This window comes from Pontibacter beigongshangensis, from assembly GCF_014332515.1.
Lineage (GTDB): Bacteria > Bacteroidota > Bacteroidia > Cytophagales > Hymenobacteraceae > Pontibacter > Pontibacter beigongshangensis.
The window spans coordinates 88256-111555 of record NZ_VFSD01000016.1 but is presented as its reverse complement, the minus strand read 5'-3'; the positions used below and the strand labels follow the sequence as shown (position 1 = coordinate 111555).

The 23300-nt window shown below is 50.2% G+C and carries 24 protein-coding genes; 17 read left to right on the top strand and 7 right to left on the bottom strand.

The genetic code is table 11. The annotated features are described in order from the left end of the window. Positions 1 to 7: 7 nt before the first annotated feature. Together FJM74_RS14050 and FJM74_RS22585 are read left to right on the top strand one after the other, a co-directional pair. Positions 8 to 232 carry a hypothetical protein gene (locus tag FJM74_RS14050; RefSeq protein WP_187263249.1) on the top strand — a complete coding sequence of 75 codons (225 nt, stop codon included), beginning with the start codon at positions 8 to 10 and terminating at the stop codon, positions 230 to 232. Positions 233 to 292: 60 nt separating this feature from the next. Further along, positions 293 to 424 (top strand): hypothetical protein, encoded by a 132-nt coding sequence (locus FJM74_RS22585; protein WP_262890440.1) that lies wholly within the window; start codon positions 293 to 295, stop codon positions 422 to 424. Between the two features lie 392 nt (positions 425 to 816). Here FJM74_RS22585 and FJM74_RS14045 read toward each other — a convergent pair whose 3' ends face one another. The 5 genes from FJM74_RS14045 to FJM74_RS14025 all read right to left on the bottom strand — a co-directional run bounded on the left by FJM74_RS14045 (position 817) and on the right by FJM74_RS14025 (position 6722). Then, on the bottom strand, positions 817 to 1566 hold the full coding sequence (locus FJM74_RS14045) for an SDR family NAD(P)-dependent oxidoreductase (protein ID WP_187263248.1): 750 nt from the start codon (positions 1564 to 1566) through the stop codon (positions 817 to 819). A gap of 4 nt (positions 1567 to 1570) precedes the next feature. Beyond that, on the bottom strand, positions 1571 to 2236 hold the full coding sequence (gene porT, locus FJM74_RS14040; RefSeq protein ID WP_241739159.1) for a type IX secretion/gliding motility protein PorT/SprT: 666 nt from the start codon (positions 2234 to 2236) through the stop codon (positions 1571 to 1573). Positions 2237 to 2274: 38 nt separating this feature from the next. Beyond that, positions 2275 to 2997, bottom strand: a complete 723-nt coding sequence (gene ubiE, locus FJM74_RS14035) for a bifunctional demethylmenaquinone methyltransferase/2-methoxy-6-polyprenyl-1,4-benzoquinol methylase UbiE (protein WP_187263246.1) — start codon at positions 2995 to 2997, stop codon at positions 2275 to 2277. A gap of 152 nt (positions 2998 to 3149) precedes the next feature. Next, entirely contained in the window at positions 3150 to 5105 is a 1956-nt protein-coding gene (locus tag FJM74_RS14030; RefSeq protein ID WP_187263245.1) for an OmpA family protein, read from the bottom strand. Positions 5106 to 5456: 351 nt separating this feature from the next. Then, the gene (locus FJM74_RS14025; RefSeq protein ID WP_187263244.1) at positions 5457 to 6722 is read right to left on the bottom strand and encodes a PD40 domain-containing protein; all 1266 of its coding nucleotides are present in this window, start codon (positions 6720 to 6722) and stop codon (positions 5457 to 5459) included. Positions 6723 to 7072: 350 nt separating this feature from the next. Here FJM74_RS14025 and yihA point away from each other — a divergent pair, with 350 nt between their 5' ends. The 4 genes from yihA (at position 7073) to FJM74_RS14005 (ending at position 9310) form a co-directional block, all read left to right on the top strand. Continuing rightward, positions 7073 to 7681 (top strand): ribosome biogenesis GTP-binding protein YihA/YsxC, encoded by a 609-nt coding sequence (gene yihA, locus FJM74_RS14020; RefSeq protein ID WP_187263243.1) that lies wholly within the window; start codon positions 7073 to 7075, stop codon positions 7679 to 7681. A gap of 103 nt (positions 7682 to 7784) precedes the next feature. Continuing rightward, the gene (locus FJM74_RS14015; RefSeq protein WP_187263242.1) at positions 7785 to 8189 is read left to right on the top strand and encodes an energy transducer TonB; all 405 of its coding nucleotides are present in this window, start codon (positions 7785 to 7787) and stop codon (positions 8187 to 8189) included. A 19-nt stretch (positions 8190 to 8208) separates the two neighbouring features. Continuing rightward, complete coding sequence (locus FJM74_RS14010; protein ID WP_187263241.1) at positions 8209 to 8703, top strand: DUF5606 family protein; 495 nt, start codon at positions 8209 to 8211, stop codon at positions 8701 to 8703. A gap of 295 nt (positions 8704 to 8998) precedes the next feature. After that, on the top strand, positions 8999 to 9310 hold the full coding sequence (locus FJM74_RS14005; protein ID WP_187263240.1) for a hypothetical protein: 312 nt from the start codon (positions 8999 to 9001) through the stop codon (positions 9308 to 9310). A gap of 338 nt (positions 9311 to 9648) precedes the next feature. Here FJM74_RS14005 and fbp read toward each other — a convergent pair whose 3' ends face one another. Further along, positions 9649 to 10668 (bottom strand): class 1 fructose-bisphosphatase, encoded by a 1020-nt coding sequence (fbp, locus tag FJM74_RS14000; RefSeq protein ID WP_187263239.1) that lies wholly within the window; start codon positions 10666 to 10668, stop codon positions 9649 to 9651. A 1132-nt stretch (positions 10669 to 11800) separates the two neighbouring features. Between fbp and FJM74_RS13995 the strand changes: the two genes are divergently transcribed. The 6 genes from FJM74_RS13995 to rsgA all read left to right on the top strand — a co-directional run bounded on the left by FJM74_RS13995 (position 11801) and on the right by rsgA (position 16757). Next, positions 11801 to 11998, top strand: a complete 198-nt coding sequence (locus FJM74_RS13995) for a hypothetical protein (RefSeq protein ID WP_187263238.1) — start codon at positions 11801 to 11803, stop codon at positions 11996 to 11998. Positions 11999 to 12116: 118 nt separating this feature from the next. Then, on the top strand, positions 12117 to 12890 hold the full coding sequence (locus FJM74_RS13990) for an enoyl-CoA hydratase-related protein (protein ID WP_187263237.1): 774 nt from the start codon (positions 12117 to 12119) through the stop codon (positions 12888 to 12890). A gap of 465 nt (positions 12891 to 13355) precedes the next feature. After that, positions 13356 to 13814, top strand: a complete 459-nt coding sequence (locus FJM74_RS13985; protein WP_187263236.1) for a Fur family transcriptional regulator — start codon at positions 13356 to 13358, stop codon at positions 13812 to 13814. Between the two features lie 34 nt (positions 13815 to 13848). Continuing rightward, the gene (locus tag FJM74_RS13980) at positions 13849 to 14478 is read left to right on the top strand and encodes a peroxiredoxin (RefSeq protein WP_187263235.1); all 630 of its coding nucleotides are present in this window, start codon (positions 13849 to 13851) and stop codon (positions 14476 to 14478) included. 108 nt (positions 14479 to 14586) lie between these two features. Next, a complete protein-coding gene (locus FJM74_RS13975; RefSeq protein ID WP_187263234.1) occupies positions 14587 to 15837 on the top strand; it encodes a 3-deoxy-D-manno-octulosonic acid transferase in 1251 nt (416 codons plus the stop codon). Further along, a complete protein-coding gene (gene rsgA, locus FJM74_RS13970; protein WP_187263233.1) occupies positions 15834 to 16757 on the top strand; it encodes a ribosome small subunit-dependent GTPase A in 924 nt (307 codons plus the stop codon). The genes FJM74_RS13975 and rsgA overlap by 4 nt, the downstream gene beginning before the upstream one ends. A gap of 253 nt (positions 16758 to 17010) precedes the next feature. Here rsgA and FJM74_RS13965 read toward each other — a convergent pair whose 3' ends face one another. Next, positions 17011 to 17631 (bottom strand): fasciclin domain-containing protein, encoded by a 621-nt coding sequence (locus FJM74_RS13965; RefSeq protein WP_187263232.1) that lies wholly within the window; start codon positions 17629 to 17631, stop codon positions 17011 to 17013. 199 nt (positions 17632 to 17830) lie between these two features. On the opposite strand from FJM74_RS13965, the gene FJM74_RS13960 reads away from it, so the two are divergent. From FJM74_RS13960 to FJM74_RS13940, 5 genes are all read left to right on the top strand, one after another. Next, entirely contained in the window at positions 17831 to 18289 is a 459-nt protein-coding gene (locus FJM74_RS13960; RefSeq protein WP_187263231.1) for a peptidylprolyl isomerase, read from the top strand. Positions 18290 to 18777: 488 nt separating this feature from the next. After that, entirely contained in the window at positions 18778 to 20076 is a 1299-nt protein-coding gene (locus tag FJM74_RS13955) for a dicarboxylate/amino acid:cation symporter (RefSeq protein WP_187263230.1), read from the top strand. 358 nt (positions 20077 to 20434) lie between these two features. After that, positions 20435 to 21187, top strand: coding sequence for a 5-oxoprolinase subunit PxpB (pxpB, locus tag FJM74_RS13950; protein WP_187263229.1), 753 nt, complete (start codon positions 20435 to 20437; stop codon positions 21185 to 21187). Beyond that, positions 21171 to 22184 (top strand): 5-oxoprolinase subunit C family protein, encoded by a 1014-nt coding sequence (locus tag FJM74_RS13945; protein ID WP_187263228.1) that lies wholly within the window; start codon positions 21171 to 21173, stop codon positions 22182 to 22184. The genes pxpB and FJM74_RS13945 overlap by 17 nt, the downstream gene beginning before the upstream one ends. Then, a complete protein-coding gene (locus tag FJM74_RS13940; RefSeq protein ID WP_187263227.1) occupies positions 22181 to 22948 on the top strand; it encodes a LamB/YcsF family protein in 768 nt (255 codons plus the stop codon). Before FJM74_RS13945 ends, FJM74_RS13940 begins: the two co-directional genes overlap by 4 nt. Positions 22949 to 23300: the final 352 nt, after the last annotated feature.

The following is a 23300-nucleotide window of genomic DNA, read 5'->3' as shown; positions in this document are numbered from 1 at the left end:
TTTTGTAGTGAGAACCGACAAAAAAGAGCTTTTTGAGGTGGAGGTGCTGTCGAAGAACCAGGTATGGGTGCACATGTATAAACTCGGAAAAGATAGTGAGAACCAGGAGTTGCTATTTGATCGCATTTACCAGTCAACCGTCACGAGGGAGATTCAGATTTTCGGGCTTAACGGGGATGACCATTTCAGGATTACCGGACAACATAAACCTAAAATAAATATCAGGGTGTAGAGAGGAGTCGGGGCACACAGTTACCTGGTAGAGGCCGAAGGAAGCAAACTCGGCAAAAAAGTGTACCTGGAAGATTCAAAATACAGAAACACCTACGAGGTAGACAAGAAAACAAAAGTTGTGGTAAATGATGCGCCGCCCGCCATAATTTTTGATGGGCCTGGCTGGCTCCTTCGCTACTGCCTGAACTAAGTGCCTCAGGAGCATCAACAGTTCATTTAGGTTGATGAGGGGCTAAATCATTAGAATAATTCGGTTGCTGATTGCTAATACCAGCAGAATCCGGTTTTCTCCTTGTTTCGCCTTACAGCTCACTTCGAGTAGTGGAGCAGCTGTTCTGATGTAAGCATCCGGAAGGGCTAAATCATTCAAATAATTGAAGTGTATAACCTGGCAGGGGGTTGATATATAGGCCAGAACAGTAAAACCATTAGTCCTGCCGCGAGCTTCCAGTCCGTAATTTCAAATGGACCGAGTTTTCAACTCGCGCGCACCACTTCTATCGCCTGCAGGCCCTATCTCGCGAGCTGAATGCTCGCCATCCTATACACCACGAGCTGGAAACTCGCGGCAGTGCGTTTTGCTTACTTTCTGCTGGCGATGGTAGCGGAAGCCTGGGCACCTGCCAGTACCAGCACTTCGGCAATGTTTACATGGGCGGGGCGTGTTACTATAAAAGCGATCACATCGGCTATGTCTTCGGCGCGGAGTGGGTCTATGCCTTTGTATACACTGGCAGCGCGCTCTTTATCGCCTTTAAACCGTACTTCGGAGAACTCAGTCTGCACCAGGCCAGGATTCACCTCCGATACTTTTATGCCTTCGTGCACCAGGTCAAGGCGCATGGCCTTCGAGAGCGCATCTACCGCATACTTAGAGGCACAATACACATTGCCGTTCGGGTACACCTCTTTGCCAGCTATGGAGCCAATATTGACGATATGGCCTTTTTTGCGCTCGATCATCAGCGGAAGTACTTCGTGCGTGACGTAGAGCAGGCCTTTCACGTTTATGTCGAGCATGGCGTCCCAGTCATCAAGAGATCCTTCCTGAATGGGCGACATGCCGTGTGCGTTGCCAGCATTGTTCACAAGTACCTCTATCTGCTTCCACTCTTCCGGCAAGGTCCTGATGGCCTGCTGCACCGCCTCCTTATCCCGCACATCAAAAGCCAGGGTAAGCACGGGCACTTCCTTTATTTCCTGTTTCAGTTCTTCCAGGCGTTCGGTTCTGCGGCCTGTGGCAATGATGTGATAGCCCTGCCTGGCCAGCACCAGGGCAGTGGCACGGCCTATACCAGAAGTAGCACCAGTCACCAGCGCAATTTTAGTCATCGGCTTATTCAAAGAATAGGATCAAAGAAATATTATGGTTCGTGAGTCGCTGTATGCTGCGGCTGTACACGTTGTTGTCGCGGATGTGCTGGTTAAGCAAGCCATGCGAAAAGCGCAACTCAGGCGCAAACTTAAAGAACGGGTAAAAAATATCGACTCCTACCCCATACTCCAGGGCCAGGTCGAACTTTTCTGTCCGCAGGCCATCGCCGGAGGCATTGTCTTTCTCGCTGTTCAGGTCAATGCCGGGTTTTACGCCACCCACAAAATACATGCGGTAATTAGTCCTCCGCTTCGACTTGTACTTTAACAGGAAGGGTAACTCCACCATGGTGGAGCTAATCGTGACGTTGTTCGTGCCCCGGGTGCCATCGTCCTGGGTGGCATTGGCATACTCTATGGTTCGGCCATAAAAGCCCACACCAGGCACAAACCGGAAGTCCAGGTACTGAGCCAGCCCTACGTTCAGCACCAGCCCGGTATAGAAGCCGGGTGTACTGCGGGCATTCACGGTCATGGGAGAGCCTGAGTCGAGCTGGTTTACATATTCCTGCGAGTGCTCCAGGTTGAATTTGGTAAGCGGCAAAGCCAGGTAAAAGCCGTAATGCACCCGCTTATCATCGTAATTGGCTTTGTTCTGCTGCGATATCTTTTTTTGGGCCGAGGCCATGCCACCACTTAAGAGCAGAGCAGAAAAGACTGCAAAAACTATTTTTTTCCTGTGTAGATGGAGCTTATGCCAAATGTAAGTGAATGCCATTTCGTTGATTTAAATCCAACTTGCTGATAAATATTGAGAAATTCCTGCCCGTCCGGGAAAGCCTGCACCGACTCAGGCAGATACGTGTAGGCAGCCCGGTCCTTTGAAACGAACTTACCTACTACCGGTAGTATATTTTTGAAATAAAAATGATAGAGTTGCTTCATCGGGAAGGCTCTCGGCTTAGAGAACTCCAGTACTACGGCGGTGCCTCCAGGCTTAAGGACCCGGTGCATCTCGGAGAGACCCTTGGCTAGGTTCTCGAAGTTGCGGACGCCAAAAGCCACCGTAATGGCATCGAAGGTATTGTCTTCGAAGGGCAGGTTTTCTGAGTCGCCGTACAGCAGCTCAATTTTATGTTCCAGGCCTTTGCGCTTTATTTTTTCCCTGCCAACAGCCATCATGCCCTCCGATATATCTACCCCGATTATGTTATCCGGCTGCAGGCTTAGCGCCTCTATGGCAAAGTCGCCTGTGCCGGTGGCAATGTCGAGCATGAGTTTCGGTTTTTCGGGAGCCAGGAGCTTTACCGCCTTCTTCCGCCAGATAATATCTATACCGGCACTTAAGAAGTGGTTCAGAAAATCGTAGTTGCCTGCAATGTTGTTAAACATCTGGGCTACCTGCGATTTCTTGTTTTCGTTCTGGTCTTTGTAAGGAACTACCGCCATTTAGCTATTTAAAATAATACGCAGGCAAAAATACTCTTCCTTTACCTATAATACATGTATTATTTAAAAAATATAAAAAAACAGGCCGGGCAATTGCCCGGCCTGTCCTCTAAACTGTTGTGCTGCTGCCAGCACAAAAAACTTAAAACCGCTTACAGATCAGGATTCGTGTTCTCCTGCTGTCTTGGTATTACCTTAAATTCTGTTCTTCTGTTCAGCTGCATGTTCTCGGCCGAGGTGTTAGGCACAGCAGGGCGGCGCTCGCCGTAGCTTACCGTAACCATCCGGCGTGGCGAAATGCCTTGCTGCACCAGATAATCAAATGCGGCTTTGGCACGATTGTCACCCAGCGTCATGTTGTAAGAGTCGCTTGCCCGCGAGTCGGTGTGGCCATCTATGCTGATGTTGATAGTTGGGTTTGCTTTCATCACCTCTGCAATGTTATCCAGTTCCCGAACAGACTCAGTGCGAAGCTCAAACCTGTCTGTTGCAAAGTAGATATTTTTCATGGCGAAGCGGCCTGGGTCCACATCCACAGAAACAGGCACGTAGAAGTTTTTAACGAGCGAAGTGGTGTCATTTAGCACAACCGGCATCTCAAACTCTTCTGTCGCAATAGACTTTCCGTCTTTCAGCACCTCGATCTGGTAGGTTCGGCCTGACAGCACAGATACCTGATAGGTGGCAGAGTCGGGCTTGGAGATGTCGCGGTAGCTGATAGCGCGTCTGTCGGCCTGGGTACTGTTAAAGATCAGTTCTACGCCAGGGATGGCCGTTGTGCTGTCGGCAGCAGCAAATACCTGACCTTTTACACGCAGGTTTCTGATGTAGTTAATGGTATAGATGTCTTTCTCGCCAACACCGCCAATACGATAAGACGAAAGGAAAGCATAGCTGCCATCTGGGCTCAGGCGGTAATAGGTGTCATCGTCTGGCGTGTTTACAGGGGCGCCCAGGTTTACTGGCTTGCTCCATCTTCTGGCTACAGAATCGTATTTCGAGGAGAAGATATCGTACCCGCCCATGGTGTTATGGCCTCTTGAGCTAAAGTACAAAGTGCCGTCGCTGGCAAGGTAAGGGCTGTCGTCATCAAACTTTGTGTTGATGGTATTGCCGATGCTTCTGGGTTTGCCCCACTGCCCGTTGCGCTGGCGCTGCGCCACATAAATATCCAGGTCGCCATCTTCGGAGTAGTTGCTGGTAGAGAAATAAAGTGTGTTGCCATCTGGTGAGATAAACGCATCAGACTCAAACCCACGCGTGTTGATGGTGGTGCCAATACTCTGAGGAGTTCCCCACTGGCCATCGGTGCCACGCTCAGAAACCATGATATCGCCATTGTTCTGCTGCCGGTACAGCAGCATTTTGGTGTCGTTATTATACAACTGGATGGAGGCATCATGGCCGTTGCTGCTCAGTGCGCCAGCCAAGGATCTTGGAGCACTCCACTCGCCACTTTCGTTTCTGGTCGATTCAAAGATATCTTCGTAATACTCACCGTCTGCGGCCGATTTACCGCCTGAGGCAGCCTCGCTGCGGGAGGTAAAGAGCAGGTAGTTATCGTCAGAAGAAATGACAGGGCTATGCTCGGAGTAAGAGGTATTTACTACTGAACCCAGGTTCCGCACAAACACGTCTTTCTGGTTAGCTACTTCATTCTTTGCATTTTTGCTGTGCTGTATCAGCCTGGCTACTTCTTCCTTCCGGGCCTGGTCGCGCCTCGGAATTCTGGGCACATAGTTCTGATAATGCTGAATGGCTTCGTCGAAGCGGTAGTTGATGTGGTTTACCCGTCCGAGCCAGTACTCCATTTCACGGTCCAGGTTAGGTTTTAAGCTTTGTGCCCGGTAGATATAGTCAACGGCTTTCTCTTTATCAAAAGTCATATAACTGATGCCCGCCTGATACAGGGCTCTGGCGTTTTCCGGATCTTTGGCTATTACCTGCTCATAAAATGGTACGGCTGCTCTGTAATTCTCTTTGTCAAAGAACTTATTTCCACTCCGTATCAGCTTTCTGTTGCTCTGGGCATTGACCATGGTGCCTGTAAGGCAGATCAAGGCAAGAAGCAACGAAAACCTCGAGAGTGTATTGGCTAACTTGTTCATGCTGTAAAAGGTTTGTTATAGTTCGGTAGTTTATGGTGTTAACTAAAATAGTTGTCGTTTGCTATTTTACAGGCTTCTATACGATAATCAAAAACTTATGTATATGAATATCCAGATAAGATTTAAAAAAGTGAATAACAGTTTTTACAGGGATTGCTCCAGCAGGCAAAGGAGGCATTTTTTTGCAATATATAGGTAAAGGTATATAGATATTACCAAAAAAAAAACAATTTAGTCTATCTAATGCCCCGCCCGATGATTTCCCGGCACCTTGCTCCCCAACCCAGATATATTGAATATCAGCAACTTGAAATTAAAAACATCAGAAGCTGGGCCTATAAATTACTAGCTTTACCTGAAAAGTATAAGGTAAATATCTTTTCTGCCCTGCCCTCCCGGCCTGTCTGATGAGAAATAGGCCTTCTGCCGGTCATCAGTCAGGGAGAAGTAAATATCATCGAAGGGAGAGTTTACTGGCATGCCCAGGTTCTGCGCCTGGCTCCAGACCGAGTCTCTGATGCCGGACTTAAAAACATCGTACCCACCCATGCTGTTGTGGCCCCTGGAACTGAAGTAGAGGGTGTTGGTGGCAACGTCTACACAGGGAGCATCCTCATCGTAGGCGGTATTAATGGCCGGGCCCAGGTTTAAGGCCTGGCTCCAGGTGCCATCCATCAATTTATAACAGATGTAAAGGTCGAGCCCACCAAAGCCGCCGGGCCTGTCGCTGGAAAAAAAGGCAAACTTGCCATCATCTGTCACATGCATCGATGGCTCCACCGCCCCCTCGTTAAACGGGCTCGGGAGCCGCTCTGGTGTACCCCATCCGGCCCCTGCTCTTTTAGCCATATGAAGACCACCCGCTTTGCCCCCAAAATAAGTGTAGAGTTCCTGCCCATGGGGCGCCACCGACACTACCGCATGATCAGGCAGGCTGTGGTCTGGCTTCAGGAACAGTTCTGCTGGCTGCCAGGCGTTGTGCCTGAACCGCGAGACATGGATCTGCTCCACGGCCTCCACCCTCCCCCGTGTGGCTGCTACCGGCCTGCGGGTGGTGTACAATAAAAGGGTATTGCCGGGGAGCAGCACCGGCACAAAGTCGGAGTAGGGGGAGTTAATAGCGGGCCCCAGGTTGGTGATGGTGGCCGCCACAGGACTGGCGGACAGCTCCAGACCTGATTCGCACTCTCTTAGCCGCTTCTGCAGAAACTGCTTGTTCCAGGATTCTGCACGGGAAAGACGAGCCAGTTCCGCACGGAAGTAGTCCATGGCCTGCTCAAAATTGTAAAGCTGCTGATGCGCCTCCCCAAGCAGTACCAGTATCTCGTCAGATACGGCGGGATTCTGATCATAAGCCCGCTGCAGGTGCTCCAGCGCCTTGCCGGGCTCAATAAGCTCCAGGTAACAGAGGCCTGCCCCCAGGTTTGCCTTCAGATGCCCCGGGTTCTGCAGCAGCACCTTGTGATAAAGGGCTGCTGCCAACTCAAAATTCTGTGCGGCATAGGCCTTGTCTGCTTTTTTCAGGTTTTTGCCTCCCTCCCGGCCAGCGGGCACCATACCGCCACTAAGTGTGAGCACCACCCCCAGGCTTATCAGCGCAAACCAAAACTTTCTCATGCTATACATTATACATTGTACTTCCGTGTCAGAGGCTGGCTTGAGTTTAAAGCCAGGCGAACATTTTGAGGCGCTGTTCGTGTTAAAAAAATATGTGGTAACTTTGCACCCTTACCGGCTCTCCTATTATCAGTTACCGGGAGCAGGTAAAAACTATAGCCATTGCTACAGCCCTCCTGGTTTTGAAACCAGAGCTGCCTGTGAGCGAAAACATGGTGTTGCCAGCGCCTTTCCAAGACAAACTTTTGCGGCAAAACCTGTGTTAAACTTGCTATAAGATTCCGAAATTTACAAATAAAAGCTTCTAACTAACCAAGATAGTCAGAAGCTTGCCTCTTAATATTTAAATTATGGTGATTAAGGAAGCTAAATTTCTGATGAGTAATACCCGGGTAGAGCTTTGCCCTGCCCCCGACAAGCCCGAGTATGCCTTTATAGGCCGGTCTAATGTAGGCAAGTCGTCGCTCATCAACATGCTTACAAACCAGAGCAAACTAGCCAAAACGTCCGCTTCGCCTGGCAAAACGCAGCTGATCAACCATTTCCTGATCAACAACGAATGGTACCTGGTAGACCTGCCCGGTTACGGCTATGCCAAGGTAAGCAAAACCTCGCGCGAGAGCTGGAGAAAGATGATCAACTTCTACTTTCAGCAGCGGGAGAACCTTACCTGCGTTTTTGTGCTGATTGACTCCAGGCACGAGCCACTGAAGCCAGACCTTGAATTTATTAATCAACTTGGCACGATTGGTGTACCGTTTGTCCTGGTTTTTACCAAAGCTGATAAACAGTCTAATACCAAGACAGATGTTAACATTGCCGCCTTCACCCGCAAGCTAAAAGAGACCTGGGATGAGTTGCCTCAGATTTTCAGGACATCGTCAACAGCCAAAACCGGACGCGATGAGATCCTGAACTTTATACAGGAGGTGAATTTGCAGCTAAAGCAGAACCAATAAGCCTTGCTTTGACGTAAGACCGTGTTCACAATTTAACTTTTGTGCCGCCAGGGATGGCGGTGCGGCAAGACATTGTTTAAAAACCTCAATTAATTTTTACCACATGAATCGTAAATTTTCATTCTTATTTTGCTTATTTGCCTTGATGGCCATCGGAGCTTCTGCCCAAACTTCTACTCAAAAGGCTGCTGCCACACCTGAAGTAAAGGTCTGGACACCCGAGAAAACCCCTCCGGTGGCAGAGCACTACGAAGGTGGTATGGAGGCCATGTACCAGTTTATTTACAACGAGCTGAAGTACCCGCCCCTGGCAAAGCGCAACCGTGTACAGGGAGACTGCATTATCGGATTTACCCTGAATGAAGACGGCTCCATTTCAGGACTGAAAATAATTAAAGAGATTGGAGCTGGCACCGGCGAAGAAGCTTTACGGGTAGCCAGGCAGTTAAAATTTAATGCCCCGGGCTACAGCATGCTGGCCAGCATTCCGATCAAGTTCAAGTTATAAACAAAGCTTACACCTTATTATGCCGATTGATCTAAAACAAATTGCTGCCGTTTCTGGCATGAACGGGCTTTACCGCGTGGTAAAGCCAACACGAACGGGCGTGATTATAGAGAGCCTGGCCGACAAACCAAACAGGCTGGTGGCTCAGGCACGCCACCGCATGTCGCTGCTGGAGGAGATCTCTATTTACACCACAGATGAGGAAACAACCGTTCCCCTCGCCGATGTGTTCGACCGTATTCATGAAAAATACGGCGATGAACTGCCACTGAGCAGCAAACCGACCGATGAGGAGTACAAGGCCTTTATGGAAGAGATTCTGCCGGACTACGACCAGGACCGCGTGTACGTATCGGACATGAAGAAACTGGCCACCTGGTACAACATCGTGAACAAGCACCTGCAGTTTACCAAAGCCACACCAGAAGCCCCGGCCGAAAAAGAGGAAAAGGCAGCACCAGGCAAAAAAGAAGCCTCTGCCAAACAAGACGAAAAAGCTAAAAAAGAAGCCTGATTACTGTGTGGAGAGATTCCCGCTCCTTCTGGCCGGAGTCTCTCTGCACCTTTCCTGTTATGCCCCTACCAGGGCGCGCACTGAACCCTTTCGGTAGCAGCTCCAGACTAAAAACCAGGTTTTTCACAGAACTGCTCCTTCACGGCAGTAGAAGCGTTTTGTAGCTGGTGTACCATTTCTGAATTGCTGACATGGCACTGACTACTTTATAAAAAGCAATCGGTTCTGGTTATAAAGCCTGTTCCTGGCTTTGGGCAGGATTCTTATTTTGCATGAACATTTGACTGCCAGACAGATGGACTATTCCAGTGCAATACTAGCGGGCACCAGGAGTCTGTTGAACAAGCACTTCAGCACAACCGACTTTGAGGCCAGCACCTTAGACGACCTGCAGCGGCAAACCGCCCGGGCTGTTAGCTACCTGCTGCGCCACAACCTGAGCCGCCTGCTGCAGATACTTTACCGGATAGATGTGGATGAGCAAAAGGTAAGAATGGTGATGGCCTGCCAGACCACAGACGAGGTGGCCGACAACATGGCCCATTTAATCATAAAGCGGGAACTGCAAAAAGTGCAGACCCGCTTTATGTATAATCGTCAGAATTAAGATCAGATCACACGAAGCACCAGTCATGAAATCTGTTAAAGTCCATGCCGGTCAGCAGCAGCAAAGTGCTCCGGAGGGGCTTTTTGATTAGAATAATTCGGTTGCTGGTTGGTGGTTATTAATTGTTGCTGATGGTTGAATGGCTGATCTGGAGATGTGAAGATGAATTACCAGAGCAGGCTCAGAAGACTCTTCCCTTTTAACTCTTTAAAAGGTCTTGTGCCCTGAGCCGTATTAGGTGACACGTGTATCCTATGCCCTGGCCATAAAAAGCCTCCGGAGCTCCATTTTCATTAGCATAATTTCATCCTCCTATACCATTTGTGCCTGCCGAGCACCTAGAGAGTGTCGGGATGCACGGCCACTTCTTTCTCCAGCATTTCCTCTACTTTCGCAACCATTTCGGCAGACCCAATAATAAGCGGGCAGCGCTGGTGCAGCTCTGTGGGCTCAATCTCCATAATACGGCGTGTGCCGTCGGTAGCCCTGCCGCCGGCCTGTTCTATAATAAAGGCCAGCGCGTTGCACTCATACATCAGGCGCAGTTTGCCTTTGGGAGCCTTTGAGGTCTGAGGATACAAATAAATTCCTCCCTTCAGCAGATTTCGGTGGAAGTCTGCCACCAAAGACCCGATGTAGCGCGCAGAGTACACCTCATCCTTGCAGTACTGCAGGTAATTTTTTATTCCCTCCGGAAAACTGTTCAGCCCCCCTTCGTTGCAGGAGTAAATAGTGCCTGTTTTAGGAGTTGTAATGTTGGGGTTCGACATAAAGAATTCCCCAAGCGTGCTATCGTACGTGAACCCATTGACCCCGTGCCCTGTGGTATAGACCAGCATGGTAGAGGAGCCGTACACAATATAGCCGGCCGCCACCTGGCAGGTACCTTTCTGAAGGCAGTCAGCAGGTGTGCTGGTGAGGGCAGAATCGCTGATTCTTCTGTAGATAGAGAAAATGGTCCCGATCGAAACGTTCACATCAATATTAGAAGAGCCATCCAGCGGATCAATGGCAACAATATACTTGCCCTTGTTGTTGCCGGTAAGAATAATATCATCCTCTTCCTCAGAGAGAATAGCACAAACCTCGCCTCCGTTGCGTAAAGCCCGGATAAAGCGGATGTTGGCGATCACATCCAGTTTCTGCTGCTCTTCTCCCTGCACGTTCTGATTTCCGAATGCACCTGTCACGCCAATTAACCCGGCACGGTTGATCTCGCGGTTCACGATCTTGGCGGCCAAAGCTATATCGCGCAGCAACTGCGACAGTTCTCCACTGGCATACGGAAACTCCTCTTGTTTCCTCATTATAAACCTATCGAGCGTAGTGCCTACAGGCAGGGCAAGTTTGTCATTCATAAAGCGTAAAATTTTAACTATAGAGTAAGTTATATATTGATAGTTCTTTTAAGCAATTTCAGATTTTGAAGGAAGGCGGGCGGCCAACACTACAAGCAAACTGTTTCTGCCTGGCATTCTGCAGGAAAGCAACTCCTTCAGAAGTACCTGGCCATATAATGATTGCCATTTCTGCACCTAAATAATGCTGCTGGCACAAAGGCAAGCACAAGAGGTTGCTGCCATCAGTGCATTCCCCGGCGCCTTCCCTCTAACCGATATAGCCCTACAGGAACCTGCAAACGTTTGCATAAGCTTTAAAAAAAATATTCGGCAATCTCAATAATTCTAGAACTGAAACATCTTTGGGTTTAGAGCCTCTAAAATTAGAGATTATTCCGGAAAGATACGCAACAACCTAACAAAACACCAATTTATATCCTGAAAATATAAATTAAAATATTCAATAAGAATAGCTGCAAAGGCCTCTTCTCTCAGAGGGATTACCTGCAGCTATATAATTGCCCATTACGTAAATTTAAAACAAAACGTTCCATCAGGCAATTTTTTATAGCACCACCTCCTCCATCTGGCTGCCCCCATGCCTCTTTACCTGCTGTTGCCGCCACACTCCGTGTAGAAAATATTTTTCGTGCCTGATACAGAGGTGACGTGCCGCTTCACATCCTATGTTACAACATGCAATTATGTATCCTGCCTCATGCTGTCGTTGCCACACCATGAGGCATCCGGCTTACTGCCGCCACATCATAAAAATCAAAATATTTATTTTTTCAGATATCGCTGGTTCATACGCCTTTAGATCTTTCTTATCAACTAACAGTTCTAATAGTTCTGTTCTTGACATTAAACACTGCGTTCCTGAATGCGTATGCCGGATTCGGCAGCAATGCATTATCGAGACTTTAACAATCATGCAAACTTAAAAGACTTTCTGAGGATACTCACGCTACCGCCGAAAACGGCAGCAGTTACCGGCCTGCCTGTGCCATGTATAGAAGAAAACATGCTTTCCTGAACAACCAGTATTTCTTAACAATAATTTAGCGTGGCTTTAACAGATAGAAAATAAATATGCGGATTAATTTCCGTACATTTGTGCCTCGATCCAGCCACTCTAACACATTTACCTATGCAAACATCTGAAAAAATAACACGTCCTTTCATCTTTAAACTCCTGATCCTTTTTGCCCTGCTCCTTTCTGGGGCCATGCTCAAAGCTCCCAAAGCGGATAAAGGCTCAACCTTTAACCACTCACGCAACATTAACGACGCTGCCTCCCTGCAGGACACTGATCTGCCATCTGCTCAAATCACCGTTGTTTATTAAACTAGACAGCCTGTAAGTATACTTTACGCACTTCTTAAAAAATTTCAATACCAGACCAGAGGTTGTAAGGTTAGCGGTAAAAGTGTAACTTCACATACCCTTAGCTGCCATTCAAACCATGGATCTGATACTTGTAAGACCTCATTTTCACCCGCACGTAGCCTTAGTTCAGCTCAACCGGCCTAAGGAGCTCAACGCGCTCAACCTTCAGTTGATGGCCCAGCTCCGGGAAACCCTGAAGCAACTGGACGCCGATGAGGAGGTACGCGCTATTGTGATAACCGGCAACGAGCGCGCCTTTGCCGCCGGTGCCGACATTAAGGAAATGGCTGGCAAATCGGCCATAGACATGTTTCTGATAGACCAGTTTGCCACCTGGGACCAGATTCGAAAAACCAGAAAGCCCCTGATTGCGGCCGTATCAGGTTTCGCGCTGGGTGGTGGCTGCGAACTCGCCATGACCTGCGACATGATCATCGCATCAGAAACGGCTGTGTTCGGCCAACCCGAGATTAAGCTGGGAATTATGCCCGGAGCAGGCGGTACCCAACGGCTCACCCGCGCCATCGGCAAAGCCAAAGCCATGGAAATGGTGCTCACCGGCAAACACCTGCCCGCCCTGGAGGCTGAGCGCTACGGACTGGTAAACAAAGTAGTGCCTGTAGATCTTTATTTAGACGAAGCCATGAGACTGGCCGATGAGATCGCGGCTATGTCGCCGGTGGCAGTGCGGCTGGCAAAAGAGTCTGTGAACCGGGCTTTCGAAACCGACCTGGACGAAGGCCTTCATTTTGAGCGAAAGAACTTCTACCTCTCTTTTGCCTCCGAAGATCAGCAGGAAGGCATGCAGGCTTTTATAGAAAAACGCCCCCCTCACTTTCAAGGCAAGTAATTAATGTGCTAATAGAATTAATGTGCTGATGTGCTAATTTTTCAATTTGAAGATTTGGAGATGAGAGGGATTGAGGAATAAACCTCAGGCAGGCTTTAAGAACTCTTCACCTGTGACACATACTTCTCCAGCCTCCTGATTCAAATTAGAAAATTTAACATCTAAAATCTGGCATCCACTATCTTGAAAGAGCAGCAGTAACATCAGCAGTTCGTTTGCCTCCGGAGGGCCTTTTTCATTCAAATAATTCGCCTTAGTTGCCAGCTTCCTCCCAGCTACAGCCCCTCCACCCTGGTTTTATGTCAACCATAGCTTTGCTCCATCAGGTGGCAGCTATTGCTCCTATCCACAGCTTTTAATCCAAGTAACAACTACAGCTTCTGCAACGGCACCTTGCACCGTCCCGCACTTTCCTTTATCTTTGCCACAATTCTTCTTAAACAGGAAAGATTCTTATCTGAGAACATGCAGCAACTAAACCGGGAGGAAGTAAGAAAACGGCTAATGTCGTGCAGCCTGAAGGCCACGCACCAGCGTATTGTGGTGTATGAGGCTTTGCTGGAGTTGCATGGGCACCACCCGGCAGCAGAAGAAGTGTACCGGCTTTTAAAGCCCGCCAATCCCAGCATCTCGCTCGGCACCGTGTATAAGACCCTTGATGTATTTGCAGAAAACGGGCTCGTGCGGCGCGTGCTTTCGGAGCAGGGTTGCAAACGGTACGATGCCAACACCATGGCGCACAACCACATCTACTGCAACAATACCCGCGAGATCATCGATTTTGAAGACGCAGAGCTGGAGGAGCTTCTCCAAAACTTTTTTCAGCGCCGAAACCTGCAAAACTTCGACATGCACAGTTTTGCCATTCAGCTCACCGGCAACAAAAAAGAACCTGAAAAGCACATCAGCATCACCAAACTATAATTCTTAATTTTTAACTTTAATTTAACTATCGAAAATGGCAGTATTAGTAGGCAAAAAAGCCCCTTCTTTTAAAGCAACAGCCGTAGCAGACGGAGAGTTTGTAGAGGATTTCTCTTTAGACCAATACCTGGGCAAGAAACACGTCATCTTCTATTTTTACCCAATGGACTTCACCTTTGTTTGTCCTACAGAAATTATAGCCTTCCAGGACCGGATGGAAGAATTTGAGCGTAAAAACGTAGCCGTAGTGGGTTGCTCTACCGATACCCACTTCTCCCACTTTGCCTGGCTGAACACGCCACGCGACCAGGGCGGCATTGCAGACGTAACTTACCCGCTGGTAGCCGATGCCTCCAAAACTATTTCGCAGAACTACGACGTACTGGCCGGGCACTACGAGTACAACGAAGACGGTGAAGTAACTTTTGTGGGCGAGCCGGTTGCTTATCGTGGCCTGTTCCTGATTGACAAAGAAGGCATTGTGCGCCACCAGGTGGTAAACGACCTGCCACTTGGCCGCAGCATCGACGAAGCTATCCGTATGGTAGACGCCCTGCAGTACTTCGAGGAGAAAGGCGAAGTTTGCCCAGCTGACTGGGAAGAAGGCAAAGAAGCGATGCAAGCCACCAAAGAAGGCGTATCTAACTACCTGGCCAACCGCTAATTCCTTAATTTGTAGCCGAATAAACAGAAAAGCCTCTGCCGGTGCAGAGGCTTTTCTTATTTTTGCAATAACAGCATCCGCAAACACATATTTCACGAACACGAACCGGTGAAGCTACTCTACGACCTAGGCCTGCAGGCATACAAAACAGCCATTGCACTGGCGGCTCCTTTCCACCAGAAGGCCCGCCTGATGCAGCAGGGGCGCATGCAGCAGTTTGAGCGGCTGGAGGAAGCCCTGCAGCAAAACACAGCGCCTGTTGCCTGGTTTCATTGTGCCTCGCTGGGTGAGTTTGAGCAGGGGCGGCCGGTTATGGAGGCATTCCGGGCTGAGTTTCCGGCTTATAAGATACTGCTTACCTTCTTCTCCCCTTCCGGCTACGAAGTGCGCAAGAACTACGCCGGCGCCGACTATATTTTTTACCTGCCCCTCGATAGCCCCGCTGCCGCCAGGCGTTTTGTGCAGCTGGCAAAGCCGAAGCTGGCCGTGTTTGTAAAATACGAGTTCTGGCATTATTACCTGCAGGCACTGCAGCAGCAAGGCATCCCGGTTATTTCCATCTCCGCCATTTTCCGGCCCGACCAGGTTTTCTTTAAACCCTATGGCGGCTTCTACAGAAACATTTTAAAACACTTTACCCACATCTACACCCAGAACCAGGATTCGGCCGCACTTTTGCAGCAGTTGCAGATTCAGCAGGTTAGTGTGGCCGGCGATACCCGTTTCGACAGGGTGTTGCAGACAGCGGCAGGGGTAAAGGCTATTCCGCTGGTAGAGGCCTTTGTGCAGCAGCAGCCTGTGTTTATGATTGGCAGCAGTTGGCCCGCCGACATAGAGGTGCTGCTCCCGCTGATTGATAAGTATAAAAACACAGTTAAGTTCATTATTGCTCCGCACGAGGTAAATCCTAAGAATATATCCGCCCTGATGGCCACCTTAGGTCCCGGCGCTATTCGTTTTTCGGAGGCAAGTGAGGCAACTGTGGCAGAAAATGCTGTTTTGGTGATCGATAATGTGGGCATGCTGTCGTCGCTCTACAGCTATGGCACTTACGCTTATATTGGCGGTGCTTTTGGAGCCGGTCTCCACAACACGCTGGAGGCGGCCGTGTTCGGGCTCCCGCTCTTTTTCGGGCCACGCTACGAGAAGTTTCAGGAGGCGCAGGATCTGGTAAGACTAGGTTGTGCTTTTTCGATAAATACTCCCGAAGAACTGATTGCCGCCTTTGAGCAGGTGCATCGGCAACCGGAGAAACACCGGCACATATCCGAAACCGAAAAACAATACGTACACAAACAGGCAGGCGCCACCGCTAAGATTATGTCTGATATAAAGCAATTGCTAGCCCCTACAGCATGAAAGGAGTCGTTATTAAATCTACAGGGTCGTGGTACCTGGTGCGTGCCGAAAACGGCACCCTCTACAAGGCACGCCTGCGCGGCAAGTTTAAGCTGAAGGGCATGAAAGTGAGCAACCCGCTGGCTGTAGGCGACCGCGTGGAGTTCGACCTGGAGGAGGTAGACGAGGAAACTGCCGTTATTCATAAGATCGAAGACCGGGAAAACTATATTATCCGGCAGTCTACCCACAAATCGGGCTACTCGCATATTATTGCGGCTAACCTGGATCATGCCCTGCTCATCGCCACCCTGGTGTCGCCGCGCACCTCTTTCGGGTTTATAGACCGCTTTCTGGTTACGGCAGAGGCCTACGATATTCCAGTCACGATCATCTACAACAAATCTGACCTGTACGATGCCGACATGGAAGATTACCAGCGCCAGATCAGCCACATGTACAGCCTGGCAGGTTACAACAGCTTGTCGGTGTCTGCCTTCCGGAACGAAGGCATTGATGAGATTGAAAAGCTGATTAAAGGAAAAACCACGCTTTTCGCCGGTCATTCTGGCGTCGGTAAATCGTCGCTCATCAACCAGCTGGTGCCCGACCTGGCTCTGAAGACTTCCGAAATTTCGGCTTTTTCAGATAAGGGTGTGCACACTACCACCTTTGCGGAGATGTTTGAGGTAGAAGAAGGCACCTTTATTATAGACACTCCAGGCATCAAAGAACTGGGTGTAATCGATATCCCGAAAAATGAGCTGAGCCATTTCTTCCCCGAAATGCGGGAGCTGCTCAACCAATGCCGCTTTAACAACTGCACCCATTTTAACGAGCCGGGTTGTGCCGTGGTAGAGGCCGTGCGCCACAACCAGATCGCCCTTACCCGCTACCAGAGCTACCTGAGCATATTACATGGCGAAGACAACAGACGGTAGGCAAGCAAGCCACTTCTGGCATTTATTCTAATGAAATCGGCCCTCCGGAGGCAAAAAAGACACAAGACGGAGCTATAGTTAAGAGCTTTGAGTTGAGCGTAATAAGTTGATTGTTCTTTAAATATCTGGAGAATTCATTTCTAAATTTTTACATCTCCAATTTTCAAATCAAAAATCAACCATTTAGCAATTAACAACCCGCAACTATCAACCGTTAAATTATTCCAATAAAAAAGGCCCTCCGGAGGCTGTTTCAGGAAGATGGTAGCAGCACCTTGTTCAGCACGTGTACTACACCATTGCTGCTGCCATCTTCTGTGGCTTCGAGGGCGGCATCGTTTATCAGGACCTTCCCGTTCCGTTTTGTCACGTTCAGCTGCTGGCCACCTGCTGTTTTGAGGGTGGTGCCATCCTGCAGGTCGGTTATGGCCAGCTTGCCGGTAACCAGGTGGTTGCTTAGCAGTTGCCTGAGCTGCTCCCTGTTTTCCGGTGCCATCAGATGCTGCAGGGTGGTATCGCTACTCAGCGCGCTGAAAGCATCGTCGGAAGGAGCAAACACCGTGTAGGGACCCGTACCATTCAGGCTATTTATCAGGTCTGTTTCTTTAAGTGCCGAAGAGAACGTGCTGAGTTTATCCTCAACATCTATGTGCTGCAAGACGCTTGGCCGTTGGGGTGCCAGCTCATGATTTTCTGTATTTTCCGGGGAAATCGCATTATTGCCGGGTTCCGGATGCAAGCCCGGGCTCAGATGACTGGCAACCCGGCTCTGCATAACTTCGTTTCCTTCTTCTTGTGTAGATGGAGCCTCTCCACAGCCCATCAGGATAGCACCAGCCAGTAGTCCTATCCCCATCCCTTTAACAACATCCATTCTCATAGCTCGTTTCTGATTTAACAACTCCTCGTTTCATCGGTGTGGTACGCCCTCCTTCTTAATATTTACGGTATAATTTTTCGAAGGGCTGTATATTTTTTGAACAAAGTACAGGCAAGGGCCTAAATAAGGCAGCCTTAAACTATATTTTGCTTACTTTTGCAATTGCTTTTTAACTTACATTAATTAGAAAAACATGAAAACTGCTGAAATTCATACCGCCAAAGGAGTCATGAAAGTGGAGTTCTATGAAGAGGACGCTCCAAAAACTGTGCAGAACTTTATAGACCTTGCCAAAAAAGGCTTTTACGACGGCCTTACCTTCCACCGGGTTATTCCTGATTTTGTGATACAGGGAGGCTGCCCTAACTCACGTGAGGGAGCCAAAGGAGTGCCGGGCACCGGCGGCCCCGGCTATAAGATCGACTGCGAGCTTTCCGGCGAAAACCAGTACCACGACCGTGGCGTTTTGTCTATGGCCCATGCCGGGCGCAATACGGGCGGTTCCCAGTTCTTTATCGTGCACAGCCGCAAAAACACGGCGCACCTCGACCGTAACCACACCTGCTTCGGCAAAGTGGTAGAGGGCCTCGACGTGATCGACCAGATAAAAGCAAACGACAGAATAGAGAAGATTGTAGTTAACGAGGAGTAAGCCTTTTTTAGGCTTAAGAATAATGCAAGCGCCGCTCCAGTAGTGGCGCTTGCATTTATGTTCCAGCTCACACCTGCATCCCTCAGTACATTCAAGTAAAATTTGTTGCCCGCAAACCTGATCAGCAGCGGCAGGAGCAGAAGAGGGCTCCGGAGGGCATTTTTTATTAGAATAATTGATAGCCCGCTATGCATTTGCCAGTACACAGCCAATTTTATTTTTAACAAGGAAGCCAGCGTCTTGCTGTTCTGCAAGCAGCGGCACCATCATTTTGGTTTTCTTATCTGCCTGTGTCTCAGTCAGCATCAATTTTTACCCCTTCTTCATAAATATCCCGTGTAGCTAAAGATTTATGCTTAGCTTTATTGTAGCTAACCTTGTGCGCACAAATTCTATTAACCTGAACAGGCCCACCAGGTCTCTTCTTAAGCAGCATTAACTCAAAACACTGGCTACAGGCCATTCGGAAAGAACTATTACCCTACCTTATGAAAAGATTAGCCTTGCACTGGCAGATCCTTATTGGCATGACGCTGGGCGTACTTTGGGGTATCATGGCCAGCTCTACAGGTCTGACCGATGTTACCGCAGACTGGATCAAACCCTTCGGCACCATTTTTATAAACCTGCTTAAGCTTATAGCCGTGCCGCTCGTGCTGGCATCGCTGATCACAGGTGTAGCCGGCTTGAGCGACATCAGCAAATTGTCGCGTATCGGCACCAAAACGATCGGCATTTACCTCGGCACCACGGTTATTGCTGTTGTGCTAGGGCTGGTGCTGGTGAACATTACCGCTCCGGGCAAGGCTTTCTCTCAGGAGAAGCGGGAAGAGTTCAAAGAACAGTTTGCCGCCGCCACCTCCTCCAAATCGGCTGATGCAGCCCAGCTACAAAGCGCCACGCCGCTGCAGCCACTGGTAGATATTGTGCCCAGCAACATTTTTGGCGCCATGACCGACAATGGCAATATGCTGCAGGTTATCTTTTTCGCCCTCCTGTTCGGCATTGCCCTCATCCTGATCCCTCCGGACAAAGGCGCTCCCGTGGTTGCTTTCTTTGACGGGGTAAACCTGGTCGTGCTCAAAATTGTGGACATCATTATGCTGGCGGCTCCTTATGGCGTATTTGCGCTGCTGGCGGGCCTGGTGGTAGATTTTGCCGGCGACGATCCTGCTGCTGCCATCGAGCTGCTACTGGTACTGGGCTATTACTGCCTTGTGGTGCTGGTAGGGCTGGCAATTCTGCTGTTTGGCATGTACCCGTTGCTGGCCACTTTTATTGGCAAAATGAAATATGGCCAGTTCCTGAAAGGAATGTTTCCTGCCCAGATGCTGGCTTTTTCGACTTCCTCGAGCGCTGCTACGCTGCCGGTAACCATGGAGTGCTGCGAACGGAACCTGGGGCTATCCAAAGAAGTGAGCAGTTTTGTGCTCCCGCTTGGCGCCACCATTAACATGGATGGCACCAGCCTCTACCAGGCCGTAGCCGCTGTGTTTATAGCCCAGGCTTTTGGCATGGACCTGAGCCTGACCACCCAGCTTGGCATCGTGCTCACGGCCACGCTGGCCTCCATCGGCTCTGCCGCCGTGCCGGGCGCTGGGGTGGTTATGCTGGTTATCGTGCTGCAGCAGGCCAATATCCCCATCGAAGGCATTGCCCTGATTATGGCACCCGACCGCCTCCTGGACATGTGCCGGACGGTCATAAATATTACCGGCGATGCTACTGTTACCACCATAATAGCCCGCTCAGAGGGCGAAATACCTCAGCCTGACCCTATTTACTGAGTCACACAACCTTTTTACTCTCTGCTCAGTCCAATAAAAAGAGTCGCCCATAAACTAAACAGTACCAGTTTGGCAATCTGAGAGCCAAGATAAGCAGCAGCAGAAGACTCCGGAGGGCACATTTTATTTAAATAATTGCTGCTTGTTGCGCAGCTTGTCATTGATTTGCTAACTTGTTGAAGGGTTGCTGCCAAACTAAAGGAAAGGGTTTTAGCCGGTTCACCACACCTCACGCCACAGCAGCACTTGTACCGGGGCTCTATGCCAGACTAAAATCTGAGTGGAACGGTACCCGAGCCAATACGGTCACCTGCTGCAACTGTGGAGGCCGTTATTTACTGCAATTACGCAATAAGCTATGAAAAAAATCAAGGCTGCCCATGCGTTTCCTTCTGCTTATCAGTTGTTTCCGCTGGGAGACGCCGCAATTGTGGTGCAGTTCGGAGATAAAATATCCTTAGAAGTACATAAAAAAGTCAGGGCTTTTGCCGCTTTGCTGGACGAAAACACCTTCGAGGGTTTTGTGGAGCTGGTGCCAGCCTTCAGAACAGTTACGGTCTATTATAATCCCTGGCAGGTGAGCCAACGGGGACAACACGACCCGTACCAGGCCGTAATTGACTTGCTGCTGCCCCTGCTCACAAAAACCCATCACCAGGAGGAACAACCTTCGCGGCTGGTCGAAATCCCGGTTTGCTACGGCGGCGAGTTCGGCCCCGACCTGGAATTTGTGGCAACGCACAACCACCTCTCCCCCGAAATGGTCATCTCCCTGCATGCTGCCACAGAGTACCTGGTGTATATGATCGGCTTTGCGCCTGGCTTTCCGTACCTGGGCGGCATGAACAGGCTGATCGCCGCGCCCCGCCACGGCACTCCCCGTGCCGCCATTCCACCGGGTTCCGTTGGCATAGCCGGCAACCAAACAGGTGTGTACCCTCTCGAAACACCGGGAGGCTGGCAGCTGATTGGCCGCACACCGCTACCCCTGTTCCAGCCTCACCACCCAAGCCCCTGCCTGCTGAAAGCCGGCGACAGGCTGCGGTTTGTACCCATCACCCAGAAGGAATTCCTACAGAGAAAGGAGCAGGTGCATGAGTCTGTTGATTGAAAAGCCCGGGCTCCTGACCACCATTCAGGATGGGGGCAGGTTTGGCCATCAGAAAGAAGGCATTATTGTAAGTGGTGCCATGGACCGTATGGCCATGCGCATCGCCAACCTGCTGGTAGGCAACCACGAACAGGCAGCTGTTATAGAGGCTGTAGCCCCCGGCCCTACTGTCCGCTTCCGGAAAGATGCAGTAATAGCCATAACAGGAGCAGACTTGTCGCCAACCATAGCAGGAGAGTCCGTACTAATGGGCAGGCCGGTGCTGGTGCGGCAGGGCAGCTTGCTGGAGTTCGGCGCGCCACGCTCCGGCTGCTACACGTATGTGGCCGTGGCCGGCAGCTTCGAGCTGCCGCAGGTGCTGGGTAGCCATTCCACCTATCTGAAGGCTGGCATCGGAGGCCTGCATGGCCGGGCCCTGCAGGCCGGCGACATCCTTACACCTGGAAAAGCAGCAGCTGGCAATGGATTTAGAGATAAAATGTTCCGGAGTCCGGCTTCTGATACGTCAGGCTGTGTGCCGGCCCGCTGGACTCCTGACCCGAGGCTTTGCCCGGTTTACCAGGAGCAGCCTACTCTACGGGCAGTGCGCGGACCTGAGTACGACTTGCTTTCAGAGAACAGCAAGCAGTACCTCTGGACAGAAAAATACCAGATTACCCGTCAGGCTGACCGTATGGGTCTGCAGCTACAGGGAGCTCCGCTGGCTATGGTTCTTCCGGAAGAACTTATTTCCTGCGCCGTTACCTTCGGCACGATACAGGTGCCTCACCAGGGCAGCCCGATCGTGCTGATGGCAGACCACCAGACAACAGGAGGTTACCCACGCATTGCACAGGTAATCACTGCCGACCTTCCGATACTGGCGCAGGCTGGTCCGGGCACAATTTTACGGTTTGCAGAAGTAACCCTACCTGAAGCGCAGCAGCATTACCTGCAACAGGAGCAGAACCTCGAAATCCTGAAAAGAGGCATTGAGCTAAAACGTTTATTTTCATGACCCGACTTGTAGTTGACCTGAACTGTGACCTCGGTGAGAGCTTTGGCGCCTATAGCCTGGGCAACGATGCGGCCATCCTGCCTTTTGTGAGCTCCGCCAATATAGCCTGCGGTTTCCATGCCGGAGACCCGGCCGTGATGCGGGAAACGGTGCAACTGGCACTGGAGCACCAGGTAGCCATAGGCGCACACCCTGGCCTTCCCGACCTGGTGGGCTTCGGGCGGAGAAATATGAGTATCTCGGCGGAAGAGGCTTTCGAGATGGTCGTGTATCAGGTAGGAGCCCTGTCTGCTTTTGCGAAAGCTGCAGGAGGATACCTGCACCACGTGAAACCTCACGGAGCTTTGTACAACATGGCCGCCACAAGTCCGGGTTTATCAGAGGCCATAGCAGAAGCCGTTTACAAGATACATCCCGAAGCATTTTTGTATGGTCTTGCCGGAAGCGAGCTGATAAGGGCAGGTAAAAAACTGGGCCTGAAAACTGCCAGCGAAGTTTTTGCAGACCGAACCTACCAGCAAGGCGGCACCCTTACCCCCAGAACCCACCCCAATGCCCTGGTGCAGAACGAGACACTGGCCGTGCAGCAGGTGCTCCGGATGGTAAAAGAAGGTAACATACTGTCGCAGCAGGGGCAGCTGGCAGCCATCCAGGCCGACACCGTTTGTATACATGGCGACGGCCCCCATGCCCTCTCCTTTGCCCGCCAGATACGGGAAGCGCTGCAGCAGGAGGGTATTGCGATACAGGCGCCGGGCCTTTAGAATAAATTAGACTGCTAACCCGGAGAAGGCCGGCACCTTACCAAATTAAAGATACCCTAAAAATGAATCAGGCCCATCGCCAGTACTGGTCAGATAGGAATAGGATGGTCCATGTGCCAAAACTACTCCGTTGGCTACTTCAGATTTGTTTTAGATGAGGCACAGGACTGAGGCAGGTACAGGGCAGCAGGAGCGGCAAATGCTCCTGAGGGGCATTTTCATTAGAAAAATCCGCAGCCGCACTACTTAACCAAAAGGCAGCTGGTTCGGGCCTATTACACTTCCGTGTGCTGTCCCCAGCCTGCCCAGTTAGTTAGACTTCCGCTTTCTCAGCAGCTGATGAAGGTTCTGT